The organism is Nostoc sp. (assembly GCF_036916575.1).
In the GTDB taxonomy this organism is placed as follows: Bacteria; Cyanobacteriota; Cyanobacteriia; order Cyanobacteriales; family Nostocaceae; genus Nostoc.
On the sequence record NZ_JBALGC010000116.1, the window covers coordinates 45,101 to 63,902 of the forward strand.

Consider the following 18,802-nt stretch of genomic DNA (forward strand, 5'->3'; position numbering starts at 1 on the left):
AAACAGGGCTGCTTGTATCTGATGCAGCCCAGGATGAAATTAGAGCAGATAACTTAATTTAGGCAAATCTAATTACCATTAGAGTCAGGGACTTCAAATAAAAAAATATCCCATTGCTCAAAGACAAAGAAGAATTTACGGATATCTTCTGCTACCTGCACCCACAACACCGATTTTGTGGCGATAGGAGAGTTCGGCACCGAACCAACCAGAAATACTAACCAGCGTACCGACAATCAGCGACAGAACCAGTCCCCAAGGTAGTATTCGGGATTCAGCGTCGCCCAAACGCACAAGGAAGTTAATTAGACTTAAAACTAGTAGAGAAACGTTAAGTATTAAATGCGCCCAACCTGCGCTGCGCTTGCGAACTCGTTCAATTCTAAAAAAGTCGCTCAGACCAATCACTGATGCAAGGACGCCTCCAGCTAATCCGAGTCCGATTAACCATAGTGAAGCTTTAGCCCAGAAGAAATCACCAGTTAACCAGTAACCGATGTCGCTTCCCAAGGCGGCGGCTAAAAAGGCTATGGGAAAGGTCACACTCAGAGGATGTAGGGGATGTCCTGCGATCGCAACTGTACTAGGTACGCCGCTATCACGATACTCACTGTCGTTACTTTCAATAACTGGTGGAATATTTGGGAAAGGTGTTGAACTTGTTTGCGTTGTTTGTGTAGTTTCCATTATTAGTATCCTGAATTTATTAGCGTCCTATTTTTAATCTGAAGGAATTTGTTCAACATAAGCTTCAGCTTGTAGGGTTAGTTGGCCTACTTCTACTTTTAGTTGGTTAACTTGCAAGCTCATTCCTTCTAAATCAAAGTTACTCAAATTTAAAATTTCGCTAGTTTGATCTATCAAAGCTTTTGTCAAATCGGGCGATATTTCCTCACTTTCGCCATACTCGACATTTTCCAAAGTAACAGTTTTTCCATTGGCGCTGATCCTGGGTACTGCGGAAAAAGCAACTTGCTGATTTTCACCTGTTTCTACTATTTTTATGGTGGCATTTAGTGCTATTTTCCCATCACCCGGTAGTCGAAAGTCTACATCTTGAGGCTCAATAGTCGTCAATTGTCCGTTAATATGTATTTTTTGACTTTGCAGTTGCGATTGCACATATTCTGAGTTGAAGGCGCGATTAATATCAGCCTCGGTTAACACAACTCGTGCACTAGCTTCAGTAGGTTTAGTGAGTTCAATTTTGCCAAAAGCCACACTTAGAGGATTAATGGCAACATTAGTCATTTGCATTTCAAATTCCTCCATGCGGAGGTCTTTCTGCATAACCAAACCTTCACCTTCAATCGTGACTCCATCCACTTCTCCCTGAACTAGTTTCAGTGGATCGGTTTTGATGTTTACATCTAAATTTTCTACTTCATCTAATTGGCTAGATAATCCTATTTCTGCCGCTTTATTCAGAGCTTGTTCTCCTAATCCAGGACTGTCTGCCATTATTAAATTAACTCCTGCTTCAAATAATATTTCCTTTAGTTACTCTAAATAATTAGTATCGGATTTTTCTCTATCTGACGATGGAATATAGATTTAAATGCTGTCTATCTAAAAGGATAATTGTATTATTTATAATCAATAGTTTTGCTTTTCTACCCAGAGTTTTTAAAGCGTAGATACAGAACGTCTTATTGTCAGATATCACTCAAAAGAAAGATTGAATATATAGAACTTAGTAGTTATGTTGTTTATTTTTGAACTTTAGCTAAAATTTATTTAATAAAAAAAATTCCCAACATACCTTAGAATCGAATTTTTGTTTTGCGTGACGCCTGCTCATATAAAATAGGTATAAAGTCGATAGGTGTAGCCAGCCGCAGGCATCGCTTTTACAATAATTTCTTCAAAGGCAGCATCAACCCAGGCACAACATCTTCACTGCTTAATATTGCTGTAGCCGGATATTGAGTAATTGAACCGTCCCAGCGATAAACTAAAGCTTGTTGATTTTTATTATCAATTAACTATTCTAATTGAACACCATTAGCAATATATTCTTCTATCTTGGCTTTGAGTTTTGCCAAACTATCATTTTTAGAAGGAATTTCAATTACAAAGTCGGGTGCTAAGTTGATAAATTTGTTCTCTTGCTGATCCCAACCTTCTGGTAAACGTCCTTTAGCCACAAAAGCAACATCAGGTGCTCTGACAGCAGTATTTGCTAATTTAAAACCAGTACTCGGCCCAAAAACTTCACCAAGCTCCTGACTTTCTACCCAATTGAACAGATAGGCTCCTGCTTTTATTTCTCGATTACCAGAAATTCCACCAGTTGGGGGCATAGTTCCTAATGTTCCATTGGCATTGCGTTCAAACCGCAGTTCTGGGTTTTGCGAACTCATTAGCATTAATTCTTCATCAGTGACAGTATACAGAGACTGCACCGTTATTTTTTCGCTGGTCATAATGATTTCATAGCAAGCTTGATAGATATCTCAATTTTAGGCTGAGATTCAATTACTTCTGTACCCCTCTCCTGCTTTGCATTCTCTGTGTCTGGAGCGGTTTGTTATAAAATTAACATTAGCAGCAGTGCAATATCTGATTATAAGCTGTTTTATTCTTTCAAAATAATGCTCTCAGAACGTTTTACCGCAGCCCTCACCTACGCTACCCAACTGCACGCTAACCAAGTTCGTAAAGGTTCAGGTGTTCCCTACGTTGCCCATTTATTAGGTGTCACCAGTATTGCTTTAGAATACGGGGCAAATGAAGATGAAGCGATCGCAGCCCTCTTACACGATGCGATCGAAGACCAAGGTGGCGCCGCAACACGGGAAGAAATTCGCCGTCGCTTTGGTGACAATGTAACCGCAATTGTAGATGGTTGTACTGACGCTGATACAACTCCAAAACCGCCTTGGCGACAGCGCAAGGAGGCATACATTGCTCATATTCCTACCGCTTCGCCATCAGTACTGCTCGTGTCATTAGCAGATAAACTTTACAACACCCAGTCTATTCTCAAAGATTATCGCCTTTTGGGCGAATCAGTTTGGGAACGTTTTCAGGGGGGTAAAGAAGGTACTCTTTGGTATTATCGGGAGCTTGTGGATGCTTTCAGGAAGACTAGAACTACTATAATCATTGAGGAATTAGAACGAGTTGTTGCACAAATTGAGGTATTAGCATCACGGTAAAAATTTTATTTACGCAGAAATAAATAAAAGATTCATTGGAACTAGACAAATAGCCTTTTACAGACACGATATAGTTATAATGTCCACAAACAAATTTTGGCTTTTAGGTTCTCTCTCTAGATAAAAAATCTTTCTCTCGGTAGATAGGTGTACTTACATTATTATAGCTATATGTTACCAATATGACGATAGTAAGACAAAACACCCTAAATACAACTGTAAGTCCTTCAGTAAGTCCTCCAGAAAACTTGGCAGAAAAATATATTGAAGCAGAGCGGATGCATGATGTTCTGCTTTTACTGCAAAACTTGGTTAACAGTGAAGAAGCCACTGTGAAACTAATTCTGGATTGTCTATATGATGTTGGTTCAGTCAATCTGATCAACCAAAAGCTTCGCCTGAAACCCTTAAATAGGGTGATGAAATTAATTGCCCGAATGTCTAAACCAGTTTTTAAAACCTTAGCTTTATATTGGTTTAAGAAAAACTGTCCCCAACTGATTACTAATTGGCTACACACACAGGTCTCTTTTAGAAAACCCCCAAATACACCCCAACAAGTAGCTATCGAAGTTACAGAACTGCAACCATATTCCATACCACAAAGAGAAAGTCTGAACCAAGAAATTAAAAATCTCCGCTACCAGGTTAGATTGCTAACTGTGATTTCGATAACAGCGATCGCTATTTTAGGAGTAACAGCCACTTGGTTAAACTCAAACCCATAAAACCCATAAGTAGTACCATGAGCAAATTTAATTGATTCAGCAAGCTATTTTAGACGTAAAATCTAATTGGGTTTTACAGCAATCTGAAATTGTTTGTAAATATCTTCTCTATTTTTTTCTTCTGGTGCATTTGCTGCGCGAACATATAATTTTTCTACTTAAAGTGCCTTTGGTATGCGTAGCTTACTTCACCGTCAAAGTACGCATGTCCTTATGATTATTTTTTGTTTATGACTTGTCTAGGATTCTTGGATGAGCAAATAATTATTAATTTCTAATCCCTAGTTGATGTTAAAGAGCAACTAAATTGATTTATGGAAATTACCCAAAGTCCACCATGATTATTTCAAAAAGCCCATTCATGGCTGGGGTAATAATTATGAATTATAAATTATTAATTATGAATTAATTATGAATTATTATGACTTTGCCCAAACTCACCTTGGAGGACATCGAAATACATCTGCTCTTGGAAGGGCTGTATCAGTACTATGGTTATGACTTTCGCGATTATGCTCTTTCTTCACTTAAGCGCCGCATTCAGAGCTTCATGCAGTTAGAGGGGTTAGCAAATGTTTCTGCATTGCAAGAACGGTTACTCCACAACCGTGCCTATATGGAACGATTTTTACTTGCTCTGACGGTGAATGTAACATCAATGTTTCGTGATCCCAGCTTTTATAACACCTTCAGAAATCAAGTTATCCCTTTCTTACAAACCTATCCGTTTATTCGCATCTGGCACGCTGGATGCTCAAGTGGGGAAGAAGTCTACTCAATGGCAATTTTACTGCAAGAAGAAGGACTTTACCACCGTTGCCGCATATATGCCACTGATACGAACGAAAAGGTATTACAAAATGCCAAAAGTGGTATTTTCTCCCTGAAACTGATGCAGGAATATACTCACCTTTACCTGAAAGCAGGCGGCAAGAAGTCTTTCTCAGAATATTATACAGCAGCTTATGATAATGCTATTTTTCGAGCATCCCTAAGAGAAAACGTAGTCTTCGCCCAGCATAATTTAGCAACTGACAGCTCTTTTAATGAGTTTAATGTCATCCTTTGTCGTAATGTCCTCATATATTTTAATCAGATACTTCAAAAGCGAGTACATGAACTGTTTTATAATAGTCTTTGCACCTTTGGCATCTTGGGTTTAGGAAAACAAGAATCTATCAGGTTTACCCCTTATGAGCAGTACTATGAAGAGATAATTAAGGGTGAAAAACTATACAAGAAGATAGCTGGCGCTTAAAGAGGACGTTCTCAGGGGGGACTGGAGAGATGATGGAATAGGAGAAGAAAAACTATTGATTATTGACCTATGCCCTATGCCCAATAAAATTAACACAAAGTGTTGTAAAAAAAAATATCATGAACAAAATTATGCTCGCTGTCAAAAGACAGTCCGTCAAACATTTTTAATTGTGTTCAAAAGTTAGATACAGCGATCGCTTAAGGTAAATTACACATTAAAGTCTTAAAGGAGATTGTCGATGCAACTTCTCGAATGTCCTCCTATTGCAGTCATTGCTGGAGAAAATGCGGTTCACGTTTCTCAACTGCCTTCTACATGGCAAGACATTGCTAGAGGAACCACGAGTGTCGGACTTTCCCATCCCCAAAGCTATGTTGAGATGGCACAGTTGTTCCTATACAAATTAGAGCATGGTGATGTTGACTTATTTAGCGATCGCCCCCAACTAGCTCACTTGATACCCTCATTTTCCCAGCTATTTACACAACTGGCATGGGAAACTCTTGACTTTTTTGGGCAAGACTTTCTCAAACACAGCTATCCAAACTTTGCAGAAATTCTCCGTGATCTGGAGTCAAAGGGCACAAAGTATGCTGACGAAGTAAAAGTGGCTCGTATTGGTATAGATTTATTCAACGAGTTTGGTTATGAACTACCTGCCAGCTTCTATCATGTGCATCTAGCACCAATTTACCGCGATCATGTTTTTGAAGAACGTGCCTTACGGTTTGATCAGCGTGATATTGAACACAAACGTGCTTGGGATGCCATACTCCATGCAGGTAAGGTGTTTGCTATCCAGATGAAGGTGCAAAGTATTGCCTCCAAATACGGTTTTACTTATCAACACGGCTGCGGTTGCAACTCTCATCTATCTTCTATTGATGTATCTCGTGGGGCGTTTGAATATGAATTGAGTCTTGAAAAGCGTCAGCGATGGATTCGCAGTTTCATCTGGACTGCTTGGTATGAGTATGCCTTCTTTGCGATCGTACCAAATACGAGTTATTTAGTTTAACGCCTCGCGCCCAGAAGCCTTGTGATTATCCAGACTTATCAAAGCAAGAGCTTCTGTGCTATCCAGCAGGGGAATCAAATTCCTCTGCTAATATCAAAAAATTACAACATACATTCCGCACTTCAAATTTAATTACAAACAGATTACAGTCAAAAAAGGCAAAAAATCAGGATAATTACGAAAAGAATCTTTATCTCCCCAAAATTGACTAAATAAATAGGTCAGAATGTATTGCATCCATAGACGCGTAGCGGCTTAAGGCAGGGTAAGAGAAGCGTTATATTACCGTGACTACTAGAATGACTACCAAAACCCTAAATCTCCAGTACGCACAGATCATAGTAGCTAGTTTGTCAAGTTCTTTAAAAGTGTAAATTTTTTAAACGTTCATTTGTTAAACAGCAACTGACAGTCTACTCTAAAGTTTATTAAGACATTACAATACGTAAAAACACCAAGGCCGAAATCTATAGCCTGCAATGATCTCTTGTCCGTTGTTCTGAATCTGAAAGCGCAATAGTTTTCGTGCCAGCACTGTTTTGAAGGACTACTTAATTACGCGAATTTATCGCTATCGCATCTTAGCACTATTTGCAGAAAACAGAACTTTATTGGAGGTACGTTTGTGAAATTATCTAAACTGTTTAAAATTTTCTGTTTCACAACAGCATTTGCAATCTCATCACCATCTATGTTGCTTATTCAACAAAACAAGGCTTTGGCGGGTGCAAATACACCTATCCTTAATACAGGCGAATTTTTATCCCCTGGTCAATACTTGATTTCACCTAATCAGGAATATACAGCTATACTACAATCTGATGGAAACTTTGTTGTTTATGATTCATCCAACAATATTTTGTGGGCATCAAACACTTTTGACACAGAAGTTAACAACATTGTCATGCAATACGACTGCAATTTAATTATTTATGATTCTAATGCAATCCCCACCTGGGCAACTTTTACTACGACTTATTCTAGTTGTAGTCTCCAAATGCAAGATGATGGTAACTTGGTAATTTATACAGGTGATAATGTTCCTGTATGGGCAAGTGGTACAAGATTGAGAGACTAAAGATAAGCTACCTTGTTTAATCCTAAATTGCCTTGTTAGTAAACCACAAACTTTTTAAAACCAACTGAAAAATAATTGTTTTACTTCTCTGTGAAACTCACGCCAGTCGCCTCAACGGGGGAACCCCCGCACAGCACTGGCTCCTCTATTTTCCAACGGATTTTACACACCTGTGTGCAAAATCCGTAGAACAAGGAGACAAATCATTAGTTGCTACTTGTTCCGTTCTATCGGTAGAGATAGTAACCCTGAATAGTTTCACTTTTTTCTCAGCAGGAAATGCTTGAATTTTTATTATTTTACCACATTCTAATTCCTCGTTACTCCATTCTAATGATTCAATGTTTTTAGATTTTTATTTGCCGAAAGTATCATCAACTAAACGATTAGTCTTGAAAAGACAAACATTTCCCTGAGTCAAATCTTTCAAGTTCGGTGTTGAGGAATAGACCTTAATTAAGTTTGCTTGCTGGCTTTAATTGTGTTGGCTGGTCAAGACTGCGGAAGTAAAGACCGCCCACAATTGCCCAAAAGAGGAGATACCCCATAGCCTGCACTAAATACAGTTTTTGAGTATAGCCAAATAAGGTTTTCAGCAAAATACCAGGAAACTGGCGGTCAGGTAAGATGGTTGAGAGATCCCAAATCTGGGGCCCCAAAAGACAAGATGTATTTCCTTGTCCGCAAACGCCCAAGACTTCAGGGTTGATTTGGCTAAAGGCGATCGCAGCTGCATCCAGATGGCGGAGGGCAGAAATTACTAACCCAGAGACAATCAATAGCAGAAATACGCCCATCACCTGGAAAAATTGTCTCAAGTTGACCCGAACACTCCACTTAAAAAGCAGCATCCCGATTACGACCGCGATCGCTAGTCCTGCAATCGCCCCCAGGACGGGTGTCAAGCCTTCTTGAAACTTAGCGACGATAAACAAAGCCGTTTCTAGTCCTTCCCGAAACACGGCAATAAAAACTAAGCTGAAAATTGCCCAAGCTGCGCGGTTATCTTCACCCAAGGCAGTTTTGACGGAACCTTCAATCTCAGCTTTGAAAAATCGCGCTTGTCGTGTCATCCAAATTAGCATCCAGCTGAGCATAGCGATCGCGATCGCGCCTAATCCCACCTCGAATAATTGCTTGAAGACAGGCGCATATAATTGCTCAGATGTCTGCAATCCCTGTAACCCTAGATGAATTAGTAAACCAACTACAAAACTCGCTAGAATGCCACTCAAAATTCCTAAGTAAACCCAACGATGCAATTTTTGTTGTTGAGCTTGCTGTAAACAGGCGAAGACGATTCCCACAACTAAAGCAGCTTCCACGCCTTCTCGCAGGGTAATGAAAAAGGTAGGTAATGCAGCACTCCAATTCATAGTAAATTAAATTCTTTCAATGGTAAATGTTTATTCTAAGTTGACTGTAACAGGTTCTTTACTTTTACCTTGAGCGGATTTTTCTTCGTGTGAGTTAACTTGGCCAATTGCAGATCGCATTTTCATCAAAAACGTAGAAGTGCTCCGCCTATCTACTTACCCATTGCAGAGTTGTGCAATGATAACTACCTTCACGAGCAACAGGAAATACAAACTTAAGCAGTTAACTTTGCACAAACTACTCTAGTTTCATCCCATCTATTTATTTATCGTATTAATTAAGCTTTCCACAGCTTGGAGTTCCAACAAATGGTCCAAACTCCAAACACACAGTTCAACCAAAGAGAAAACACATGACGACAATAATTACAACCAAGACAACAACCGATCTCGAACAGTTTCACACTGAGTCTAACATCAACAACTACGGAGTAGGTATGAACAAGATTGACCTTGGTGCAAATTTTCAAGAGCTTACTTGTGAACAGGCTGCTGCCGTTAAGGGAGGTGCTGCAGTAGAACTCTTCCGGGACGCCAATTTTACTAGCCCGTTATTGTCTGTAGACTCTGATAACCCTAATGTAGGTCCTGACGCGAATGACCAAACTACCTCGGCTCGGATTAACGACGGTTCATGGCTATTGTGTAGAGATAGTAATTACCAGAATTGTTTCGGTCCAGTAGGGCCAGGAAGTTATGACAATCTTCAGTTTAGCGTAGGTTTGCCTAACGATTCGCTCACATCCCTTAAGCGGGTATAGCGATCCGATTTGAGTTGTGAACTATCGCGCCTTGGTGCGGGCCGGACAGGCCCCGCAGGCTAGAAGCCTGCACCAAGAACTGATTTTACAAATCACTTAGGGTTGCTATAACCCGCTTTTGTCACTCTCCGAAAACAAAAATCAAAAGGAATATTTAAAACTTTGACTGGGACTGGGTTTGTGACTTTATTTCCTAATATGATAAACGTTATCATTGCTTTAGACTGAAACCCTTGTGCAGCAAGTATTTCAGATTTTTATCTATGGAAAGTGACAGAAGAGGGATAAGTTAAACTACGGCTTACTAAGCTAACGGCTGCAACGTCTCTAGAAAATTATTTCTAGAGGCGTTTGGAGGTGTTATCAGAGGTGGGCTGTGAAACAGCAGATTGTAGATATGGCTCTCACTTGTCTCTGGAGTGCGAGATACAGCGCGGGTTTTACATGTAAGTCCCACTACTGTAATTCGAGAATTTAAAAAAGGGACATAAATTCCAACATAGGACTTACGCATTGACAATAAATATTAAATATGCATAACGTGAAAAACCACATCTTACGTAGGGGTTTAGCATGCTAAACCCCTACAGCATCGTCTATTTACGATCAAAGGAGAATTAATCAAAGCCTGAAACAACCTATTTTTGTTAACGCAGATCACAATGGATTTGTACAGTGCGTAAGTCCTACAACAAGTGAATTTAGTAGGCATTTTAAGAAGGACGGCTTGCCTTGCTGTTCCTCCTAGCAGAGTAATGAGTGCAACGGTTATGAGAAAGGTTTTAGTCGTAGGGGAGGGAAATGTCTCGCTCCTAATTCTCTTAAATCTCAGGAGTTAGACATGAAATACCAAAGTGTACTACAACATAGTGAAGAAGACTGCGGTGCTGCCTGCCTTGCGACGATCACCAAACACTACGGACGCACTTTTGCCATGAAGTATAGAAGTAATTAACAATGCCCCATACACCAAGCCAGATAAATTCTGTGGGTTTTCCTCCCCATCACCTTAATGTTTACTGCCAAACATAGATAAGGACAAACAAAATAATCCAGATAACATCGACGAAGTGCCAAAACAATGAAGTTGCGTTGACGCCGTAGTGACCTGTGTCGTAGTTGCCAGGAATGAAAGAACGTACCAAAATTATCAACTGCAACAGAATACCTGTGAAAACGTGCAAACCGTGGAAACCTGTTAGTAGGTAAAACGTCCCACCAAATACCCCTGAGGTAAACCCAAACTCCAGGTGGCTCCATTCGATCGCTTGTCCAGCCAAAAAGTAAGTTCCCATCGCCATTGTTGCCAATAGAAACAGGCGAAATTTCACTAAGTCATGGCGTTGAAGGGCGCGTTCGGCTAAGTAAATTACAAAGCTACTAGTAACAAGAATTATTGTGTTGATTGTCGGATCTTTTACTTCTAGTCCAGAAACACCAACTGGTAGCCAGTTAGGAGTCGTTGTTTTATAGATGATATATCCGGCGAAAAAACTTAAAAAGATAACGCTTTCGGACAGTAGGAAGACAATGAAGCCAAACATTTTGTTGCCTTCTTCGTCGTGGCTATGTTCTGCGCTTGTCTGGTGCAATTTATGTGAATTGATATAACTGTCCATTTTGCTTTTAGCTTGAGGGGTTAATTTGAAATGCATAGGCGCTTCGCCTTCCCGTAGGGTAGGAACGCAAAGGGAAGCGCAGGGTTTGTTTCTGCGTACTTCTGCGTTAATCTGGGCTTGTCAATGTTGAGTGGCTTTCGCGTAGGTTAGCTGTCAACGGTTCAGATTTGCCGTAGCCGTAGGGTTCAGAGATGATGATCGGAATTTCTTCAAAGTTTTCTACTGGGGGTGGTGAAGAAACCAACCACTCCAATCCAATTGCCCGCCAAGGATTATCAGGTGCTTTCTCGCCTTGCATCCAAGAAATCACCATGTTGAAAATGAAGGGTAAGGTGGACATTCCCAACAAAAATCCGCCCAGGCTAGCGATGACATTCCAGTATTGATACTCTGGGGCGTAGGAAGCAACTCGGCGTAACATTCCTTGCAATCCTAAGGGGTGCATGGGCAAAAAGTTGAGGTTAGTGCCGATGAAGGCTAACCAGAAGTGGATTTTACCCCAGCCCTCGTGATACATCCGCCCAGTCATCTTGGGGAACCAGTGGTAGATGGCAGCATACAAGCCCATTGTCACGGTGCCGTAGAGGACGTAATGGAAGTGTCCCACCACAAAGTAAGTATTGTTAACGTGGACATCCACAGGCACGGAGGAAAGCATAATGCCTGTGATGCCGGCGAAGACAAACATGATCAACGCACCTAAAGCGAATAGCATCGGTGTATGCAGTCGCAGTTTACCTCCCCAGATGGTCGCCACCCAAGCAAATACCTTAATACCAGTGGGTACAGACACGCACATTGTTGTCAGCATGAAAATCAACCGCATCCAGCCTGATGTACCACTGACGTACATGTGGTGTACCCAAACAATACCGCTGACTAGTGCAATCAAGATTGATGAAACGGCGACTACCTTGTAGCCAAACAGGGGTTTACGGGAATAAACCGGGAAGATTTCCGAGAAAATCGCAAAGACGGGCAAAACGATCACGTAAACGGCAGGGTGGGAGTAGAACCAGAAGTAATGTTGAAACATTACTGGATTCCCGCCCTTGCTAGGGTCAAAAAAGCTCGTGCCAACTGTGAGGTCGAGTAGCAACATCACCGCACCTGCTGTTAGTGCAGGTAGTCCGAACAGTTGGATAATCTGGGCGCTAAATACTCCCCAGACAAACATAGGCATTCGGAAAAAGGTCATCCCTGGCGCGCGCATCTTGACAATAGTGGTGACAAAGTTGACTGCCCCCATAATCGAGGACACACCGGAAATTGCTACTGCCAACAGCCAGACAACTTGCCCATTAATCAAGTTACCTGTGGGATTTTGGAGACTGACTGGTGGGTAAGACCACCAACCGGCTTGGGCTGGGCCACCAGGAACCAAAAAGCTACCCATTAAAAGAATTCCCACTACTGGCACCATCCAAAAGGCAACAGCGTTCAGGCGGGGAAATGCCATATCTCGCGCCCCAATCATTAAAGGCACCAGATAGTTAGCAAAACCAACTAGGGAGGGAAACGTCCACAAAAACAGCATTATAGTGCCGTGCATGGTAAACATGCCGTTGTAGACGGTGCGATCGACTAAATCTGATTCGGGTGTTAGCAGTTCTCCTCGAATCACCATCGCGAAAATACCGCCGATGAGAAGGAAGAAGAAAGAAGTAACCAGATACTGGATACCAATGACCTTGTGGTCAGTACTAAAGCTGAAGTATTCTTTCCAGTTACCCGAAGATTCGTGGTTAGGCTTCTGACTGGGGAAAATGCCTTCAATAGGAATATTAGTCATCGATTCGTTTCCTTTCAACCGGGATAATTGACCAAAGGAGGTGCCGCAGGTGCAACTGTGACCCAACCAGTTTTGACTGACTTACTGGCTGCTTGCGCATACTCAGAAGCTGCCTGATTAGTTGCTAGGGATGGCTTTTGGGTTGCAGCTTGGGCCAGCCACTGCTGATAATCTTCAGGAGATTCGACGACTACATTTGCCTGCATGGTGGCAAAGTATGTGCCACTGTATTGGGAATCGGTCAATCGATATTGACCAGGGCGGATGGGAGTAAATTCAAAGTCGATGGTGTGGTTGGGAATAATATCTTGCTTGAGGCGGAATGCTGGAATGTAGAAGCCGTGGAGAACGTCTTGTGATTGCAGCGCTAAACGCACCCGGCGATCGCTCGGTAAATGCAATTCGCTACTGGTAATATCTTTCTGTGGGTAGTGGAACACCCAGGCCCATTGTTTAGCTAGAACATCAATCTTTTCAACAGATTCCGCTAAGTCCTTTTGTGGTGCTGCATAGGCCGATTCCATCCTCATCGGGTTATGCAGATGGACAAGTTCCATTGGCCCTTGGATCCCCATTTGCTCGTAGACTTGGTAGCTATAACCTGCAATCCAAAACACCAAGAGAATTGGGATGGCTGTCCAGATGACTTCCACTGCCACATTACCATCAATTGGGGGGCCGTCGGTGAAGTCATCTTTGACTGCCCGATGGAAGATCACAGAATACATCAGAGTACTTGTTACTCCCAAGAAGATGAAGGCACCGAGGGTTACTAACAAGCTAATCAAATCATCAATTAGTTGGGATTCGGCTGCTGCTTGGGGGGGAAGCCAGGAGTAAGCCTGCTTGCCGATCCACAGACTAGTAACAGTCACTGCGATCACCCCTGTAAACAGCGTCAAAATATTTAAAATCTTCTGGATTTTCATGGTCAAGAGTCATTGGTCATTGGTCATTGGTCATTGGTCATTAGTCATTGGTCATTGGTCATTGGTCGATGGTTAGTAACTTTAAACAAATGACATAGACGCTTCTGCGGCTTAAGGCAGGGTAGGACAATTGACAAATCACTATTTGAGTGTTGTGTTGAGGTCTTGATGCGATCGCAGCAAACTATCTGCTGTATTGTGTATGCCAAATTCGGTAGCCATTTGCGCCCCTAGTGTCCCGTGGACGTACATAATCAATATGATTGCTATACCCGCGAACAGATAGAGCCATTGCACTTCTCTATCTGTTTGTTTATATTCTTGTTTGCCCCAAACGAATCGTTGCCATCCTCTCCAGATGGTCATGCCAACAATTAGCGCTAATAAGAAGACACCACCTACACCATGCCAGAGCATAGTTTCCATTGCCTGCAATCCCCAGGCACTCTTGGTATCAGCTGGTGGTGTTGCCAATAGCATTTCGTAAAAGCCTGCTCCCACCGTGAAAAATGTAATGATGCTGGCAGCTAGCATGTTGTACCAGCCAACATCAAATAAGTTGTCACGTTCCACAGTGATTGCCAAAAATTTGAAGACCCATTTTTGGAATGGGAACAGAACACCAACGGTATCAAAGGTCATCCCAATAATGAACAAACCTATTGTCAGATGGACTAAATTGGGATGAATAGGAATGGTGTAAGGTAATCCGTTTGCGCCTAGAGAGTCGGTCAATTGGTCAATCAGTTCTGAGTTCATGGCAACAGACCATCCTTTAATGCTTCCACAACTGGCACGGTATGCAATCCATATACCCAAACAAGCTCATCTCCGAGATATACTTGCAAGCCAACTATTAAAGTCAAAACTAGTCCGGCTCCCAAATAATAAATCGGTACTTTTTGCGGATTGCGGGCACGAATTACATAGCGCCAAGCTGTAATTGCTGTGATGATTCCCGAAAGCGACCAACCAATGAGCGTATGCAAATTCAGCACCGATTTAACTAGGCTGTAAGGTTGTGCTAAACCCGCTTCAAACTGACCAAAAATGATTGCGACGAAGATGGCGATCGTGGCAACTAACATATTCCACCAACTCACCTCAAAAAGACTGGCTTTACCAGTAAAATAGCCCACTACATCGCAGAAAAAGGAAAACAACACCATCGCTATTACGAAGTGGACAATGATGGGATGAATCGTATCTGGATACGGTAAATTGTGGTCGTTCAAAGATGTAAAATACTCAAGCATTGTCTTCTCCTGGACATATCTACCGCACTGTAGTAAATCAATTTTGGATTTTGGATTGCCGATAGCACAGCCTCTTCAAGTTATCGAGCGCCTTTTAGATTTATTCTGCACCTGATGGAGCATAAACCAGAAGACCCTAATCCAAAATCTAAAATCGCTAGTCAAACTTCAATGATTGATGGATACTCACTAACATCACCACAAGTATCTATCCATAATTGACCAAAATCTGTTCAATATCTGCGCGGTTCAATACGCTTAATCATGTCTTAGCTTTTTGTAGACAAATCTAGTAAACTTACCTACACCGAATAACTTTAGTTACGATTAATTTCCTCATGCCAATAGTCTGCAACAGCAATTTTTGATGTAGCTAAACAAAATCGCTGTCGTTTGTTGATTTGCTTAACCTATCTTTTAGCTTAAGTAAATTTTTATGAATTGTCAAAACAATAATAATTAAAATTTCAAATGTTAGTTAGTTAGCAAAAAAGTATTTTCACAATGTATTAATTCTGGCATTAATTAAAATTTAAAAAAGCCTAATTATAATATTTTTATGTAAAGTTTTTCACAATGATAAAATATTTAATTGTAATCCAAATGACAAAAATATATAATTTTCATGAGTTGGTATAAATCAAGATAAGTTAGTAGCTGTGGTGGAACTGGAAAATGCTCAAAGGATTTTATGAGCCATCAAGTCACACTAAGATTGAAACCCACATTCTACAGGTGTGATGACTAAACAAGTGTCGTTTAAAATTGTGGTGATTGGTACTTCTTTAGGCGGATTATCAGCATTAAAAATTATCCTGGGGAACTTACCAGCAGACTTCCTAGTGCCGATCGCGATCGTGCAACACCGTCACAAGGAGTCTAACAACACACTCCAGGAGTTATTACAAGAATTCACTTTGTTGCCGATTCGAGAAGTGGAAGACAAAGACGAAATACTACCAGGACATATCTACCTAGCTCCAGCAGATTATCACTTGCTGATTGAACTAGATCACTTTGCTCTTTCGACTGATGAGCCTGTTTCCTATGCCAGACCATCTATCGATGTGCTGTTTGAGTCAGCAGCCGATGTCTACACCCAGCAAGTTATTGGTGTAATATTAACAGGAGCAAATCAAGATGGTATGCAAGGTCTTAAGAAAATAAAAGCGCTGGGAGGCATTACTATTGTACAGGAACCTGCCACAGCTGAGAGCGATATTATGCCAGAGGCAGCAATTTCTGCTGTTGCAGTAGACTGGATTTTGACACTCTCAGACATTGCTGCCCAGATGGTCAAGCTTTGTCACTCATCACGGAAATAAACCCATGCAGATGGAACCCAAAGTAAACATCCTCCTAGTGGATGATAAGCTAGAAAATTTGCTGGCACTAGAGGCAATCCTAGAAAAACTAGGGGAGAATCTCGTGAGAGCTACTTCTGGGGAAGAAGCTTTGAGGTGCCTGCTGCATCAAGACTTTGCGGTGATTTTGCTAGATGTGCAAATGCCAGGGATGGATGGCTTTGAAACTGCTACCTTGATTCGGAATCGGGGGCGATCGCGTCACACTCCAATTATCTTTCTCACCGCCTTTAGCAGCAGCGACCAAATGCTGTTTAAAGGCTATGCCTTGGGTGCAGTTGATTATTTGCTCAAACCATTAGACCCGAATATCTTGACTTCTAAAGTCACAGTATTCGTAGAACTATTTAAGAAAACAGAAGCCGTCAAGCAACAAGCAGCGCAGCTGGTAGCTGTGAATGCGGAACTCAGGCAAAGTGAAGAACGATTGCGATCGCTGAGTACCTGTTCACCCGTTGGCATTTTTGAAATTGATACTGAAGGAAGCTGTAGGTATACTAATCCCCGCTATCAGGCAATTTGTGGCTTGAAAGCGACAGAGAGTTTAGAAAAGAAATGGCTAGAATCTGTTTATCCAGAAGATAGAGAACGAGCAATTGCCAGTTGGTCTAATTACATTCGTGAAGGTCGCGACTACTCTGAAGAGTTTCGCTTTCAAACTGCTTACGGTAGCATCCGTTGGGTTCAGGTTCGCTCATCACCGATGCTTTCCGGTCAAGGAGAATTGCTGGGATATGTAGGCACCCTCGAAGATATTACTGAACGCAAACAAGCAGAAGAAGTCCGCGCTCAAGTGATTCGAGAACAGACGGCAAGACAGGAAGCAGAAGCAGCAAATCGGATGAAAGATGAGTTTCTCGCCGTTCTCTCCCACGAACTTCGCACACCCCTAACTTCAATGCTAGGCTGGTCAAAAATCCTCCGCTCTAAGAAACTTGACGAAAAAGCCACATCTCGCGCCCTAGAGGCGATTGAACGCAATGCTATATCTCAAATGCAACTAATTGAGGATATCTTAGATGTATCCCGGATTATCCGTGGTCAGTTGCGGTTAAATGTATCTGCTGTGAATCTGATCTCGGTGATGGAGGCAGCCTTAGAAGCAGTGCGTCCCCTAGCAGAACCAAAAGATATTAAGTTAAATACTATCCTGGATACTTCGGTAGGGTTAGTTTATGGCGATCCAGCCCGGTTACAGCAAGTTGTCTGGAACCTACTAACTAATGCCATTAAGTTTACCCCTAAGGGTGGCAGGGTAGAAGTGAATCTGTCAGTAGTCTGTAGTCAAGAACACCAGACAGCTCACAAATACGCCCAAATTCAAGTTATCGATACGGGCATTGGCATCAGTTCCGAGTTTTTACCTAAAGTATTTGAGCGTTTCCGGCAAGCAGACAGCACTACAACGCGATCGCACAATGGACTAGGGCTAGGATTAGCGATCGTTCGTCATTTAGTGGAACTGCACAAGGGTACAATCTTTGCCCAAAGTTTAGGCACTGGACAAGGAGCAACCTTTACTGTGAGACTACCATTGCTACAAGACAGTAGGCGTAATAGGGGGAGTAGAGAAGCCACAGGAGAAATTTCCTCCCCTGTGGCATCGGCGCTGCTTGCTGGATTAAGAGTTTTAGTTGTAGATGATGAAGCCGATACCCGTAACTTTCTCAGTTTTATGTTTGAGGAGTATGGAGCGGTTGCCACTGCGGTAGCATCAGTTGATGAAGCGCTAGCAGTACTTGAACAAGCAAAACCAGATATCCTGATTAGCGACATCGGCATGTCAGAGCAAGATGGTTATACGCTGATTCGGAAACTGCGCTCTTTGGAACCAGAACAAGGCGGACGTATCCCGGCGATCGCTTTAACAGCGTACACACGAGAGGAAGACCGTTTAAAAGCACTTTCAGCAGGGTTTCAGCAGCATTTATCTAAGCCAATTGACCCCACTAAATTGATTGCTATGGTTGCCAATGTATTAAAATTACCTCTGGAAGTTCCAGTGAGTTGATTAAGTAGTCATTAGTCATTGGTCACTTGTACTGAGCGAACGCAAGAGCGTCTCTAAGAGTTGCCGTAAAGCCTGCGGCATAGCTACGCTTAGGGCGCAGCCCAAGGTAGAGAAGTATTAGTCATTACTCATTGTTTTTTGGTGCATACCCCGCTGTTCTGTTCCTTTAACTTTTGGAAAATACGCAACGGACTGCCTTCCCTTGGGGGCGGAAAAAATAATGATTAAGACTAATTCAAACCACGCTTTTAGAGGATGTTTGAGAAGTCTTAAAGTATGCTAAAAACCCCGCTTCCATTCCTCTCCCAAAAGGTCGAGAGGCTTTGAAACCCCCCTTCCCTTGTAGGGAAGGAGGGCTAGGGCGTGTTTTCAAACTCGTTGTATCCTAAAAAAATAGGCGATCGCTATGTAGTAAAGATGAACCGAGGAGACTTAAGTAACGAACAGT

General features: G+C 41.9%; 17 protein-coding genes and 2 pseudogenes. 9 read left to right on the forward strand and 10 right to left on the reverse strand.

The features are described 5' to 3' along the window. Positions 1-135: 135 nt before the first annotated feature. The 3 genes from V7L29_RS26345 to V7L29_RS26355 form a co-directional block, all read right to left on the reverse strand. Positions 136-687 carry a DUF2231 domain-containing protein gene (locus tag V7L29_RS26345; RefSeq protein WP_334689587.1) on the reverse strand — a complete coding sequence of 184 codons (552 nt, stop codon included), beginning with the start codon at positions 685-687 and terminating at the stop codon, positions 136-138. Between the two features lie 33 nt (positions 688-720). After that, entirely contained in the window at positions 721-1,461 is a 741-nt protein-coding gene (locus V7L29_RS26350) for an LmeA family phospholipid-binding protein (protein ID WP_334689588.1), read from the reverse strand. 524 nt (positions 1,462-1,985) lie between these two features. Continuing rightward, a complete protein-coding gene (locus V7L29_RS26355; RefSeq protein ID WP_334737292.1) occupies positions 1,986-2,426 on the reverse strand; it encodes a Uma2 family endonuclease in 441 nt (146 codons plus the stop codon). A gap of 168 nt (positions 2,427-2,594) precedes the next feature. On the opposite strand from V7L29_RS26355, the gene V7L29_RS26360 reads away from it, so the two are divergent. The 5 genes from V7L29_RS26360 to V7L29_RS26380 all read left to right on the forward strand — a co-directional run bounded on the left by V7L29_RS26360 (position 2,595) and on the right by V7L29_RS26380 (position 7,246). After that, positions 2,595-3,161, forward strand: coding sequence for an HD domain-containing protein (locus tag V7L29_RS26360; RefSeq protein WP_334737293.1), 567 nt, complete (start codon positions 2,595-2,597; stop codon positions 3,159-3,161). Between the two features lie 182 nt (positions 3,162-3,343). After that, complete coding sequence (locus tag V7L29_RS26365; RefSeq protein WP_334689591.1) at positions 3,344-3,889, forward strand: hypothetical protein; 546 nt, start codon at positions 3,344-3,346, stop codon at positions 3,887-3,889. A gap of 421 nt (positions 3,890-4,310) precedes the next feature. After that, complete coding sequence (locus tag V7L29_RS26370; protein WP_334737294.1) at positions 4,311-5,147, forward strand: CheR family methyltransferase; 837 nt, start codon at positions 4,311-4,313, stop codon at positions 5,145-5,147. Positions 5,148-5,388: 241 nt separating this feature from the next. After that, positions 5,389-6,168, forward strand: a complete 780-nt coding sequence (locus V7L29_RS26375) for a hypothetical protein (protein ID WP_334689593.1) — start codon at positions 5,389-5,391, stop codon at positions 6,166-6,168. Positions 6,169-6,859: 691 nt separating this feature from the next. After that, entirely contained in the window at positions 6,860-7,246 is a 387-nt protein-coding gene (locus V7L29_RS26380) for a hypothetical protein (RefSeq protein ID WP_334689594.1), read from the forward strand. Between the two features lie 140 nt (positions 7,247-7,386). Here V7L29_RS26380 and V7L29_RS35660 read toward each other — a convergent pair. Continuing rightward, positions 7,387-7,643 (reverse strand): annotated as a pseudogene (locus V7L29_RS35660) (IS701 family transposase); the annotation flags it as partial. Between the two features lie 55 nt (positions 7,644-7,698). Continuing rightward, positions 7,699-8,622 carry an FTR1 family iron permease gene (locus V7L29_RS26385; RefSeq protein ID WP_334737295.1) on the reverse strand — a complete coding sequence of 308 codons (924 nt, stop codon included), beginning with the start codon at positions 8,620-8,622 and terminating at the stop codon, positions 7,699-7,701. Between the two features lie 353 nt (positions 8,623-8,975). Here V7L29_RS26385 and V7L29_RS26390 point away from each other — a divergent pair, with 353 nt between their 5' ends. Both V7L29_RS26390 and V7L29_RS26395 read left to right on the forward strand, forming a co-directional pair. Next, complete coding sequence (locus V7L29_RS26390) at positions 8,976-9,383, forward strand: beta/gamma crystallin-related protein (protein ID WP_334737296.1); 408 nt, start codon at positions 8,976-8,978, stop codon at positions 9,381-9,383. 841 nt (positions 9,384-10,224) lie between these two features. Next, positions 10,225-10,320: pseudogene (locus V7L29_RS26395) on the forward strand (cysteine peptidase family C39 domain-containing protein); the annotation flags it as partial. Between the two features lie 79 nt (positions 10,321-10,399). On the opposite strand, the gene V7L29_RS26400 reads toward V7L29_RS26395, so the two are convergent. The 5 genes from V7L29_RS26400 to V7L29_RS26420 all read right to left on the reverse strand — a co-directional run bounded on the left by V7L29_RS26400 (position 10,400) and on the right by V7L29_RS26420 (position 14,979). Further along, positions 10,400-11,002 (reverse strand): cytochrome c oxidase subunit 3, encoded by a 603-nt coding sequence (locus V7L29_RS26400; protein ID WP_334737298.1) that lies wholly within the window; start codon positions 11,000-11,002, stop codon positions 10,400-10,402. Positions 11,003-11,108: 106 nt separating this feature from the next. Then, the gene (gene ctaD, locus V7L29_RS26405; RefSeq protein ID WP_334737299.1) at positions 11,109-12,794 is read right to left on the reverse strand and encodes a cytochrome c oxidase subunit I; all 1,686 of its coding nucleotides are present in this window, start codon (positions 12,792-12,794) and stop codon (positions 11,109-11,111) included. A 14-nt stretch (positions 12,795-12,808) separates the two neighbouring features. Beyond that, positions 12,809-13,723 (reverse strand): cytochrome c oxidase subunit II, encoded by a 915-nt coding sequence (locus V7L29_RS26410; protein ID WP_334737302.1) that lies wholly within the window; start codon positions 13,721-13,723, stop codon positions 12,809-12,811. A 141-nt stretch (positions 13,724-13,864) separates the two neighbouring features. Further along, positions 13,865-14,482 (reverse strand): DUF2231 domain-containing protein, encoded by a 618-nt coding sequence (locus V7L29_RS26415; RefSeq protein ID WP_334737300.1) that lies wholly within the window; start codon positions 14,480-14,482, stop codon positions 13,865-13,867. Continuing rightward, entirely contained in the window at positions 14,479-14,979 is a 501-nt protein-coding gene (locus tag V7L29_RS26420; protein WP_334689601.1) for a DUF2231 domain-containing protein, read from the reverse strand. Before V7L29_RS26420 ends, V7L29_RS26415 begins: the two co-directional genes overlap by 4 nt. Before the next feature lie 752 nt (positions 14,980-15,731). Here V7L29_RS26420 and V7L29_RS26425 point away from each other — a divergent pair. Both V7L29_RS26425 and V7L29_RS26430 read left to right on the forward strand, forming a co-directional pair. Further along, positions 15,732-16,304 (forward strand): chemotaxis protein CheB, encoded by a 573-nt coding sequence (locus V7L29_RS26425; RefSeq protein WP_334689606.1) that lies wholly within the window; start codon positions 15,732-15,734, stop codon positions 16,302-16,304. 4 nt (positions 16,305-16,308) lie between these two features. Next, positions 16,309-18,354, forward strand: coding sequence for a hybrid sensor histidine kinase/response regulator (locus V7L29_RS26430; protein WP_334689602.1), 2,046 nt, complete (start codon positions 16,309-16,311; stop codon positions 18,352-18,354). Positions 18,355-18,802: the final 448 nt, after the last annotated feature.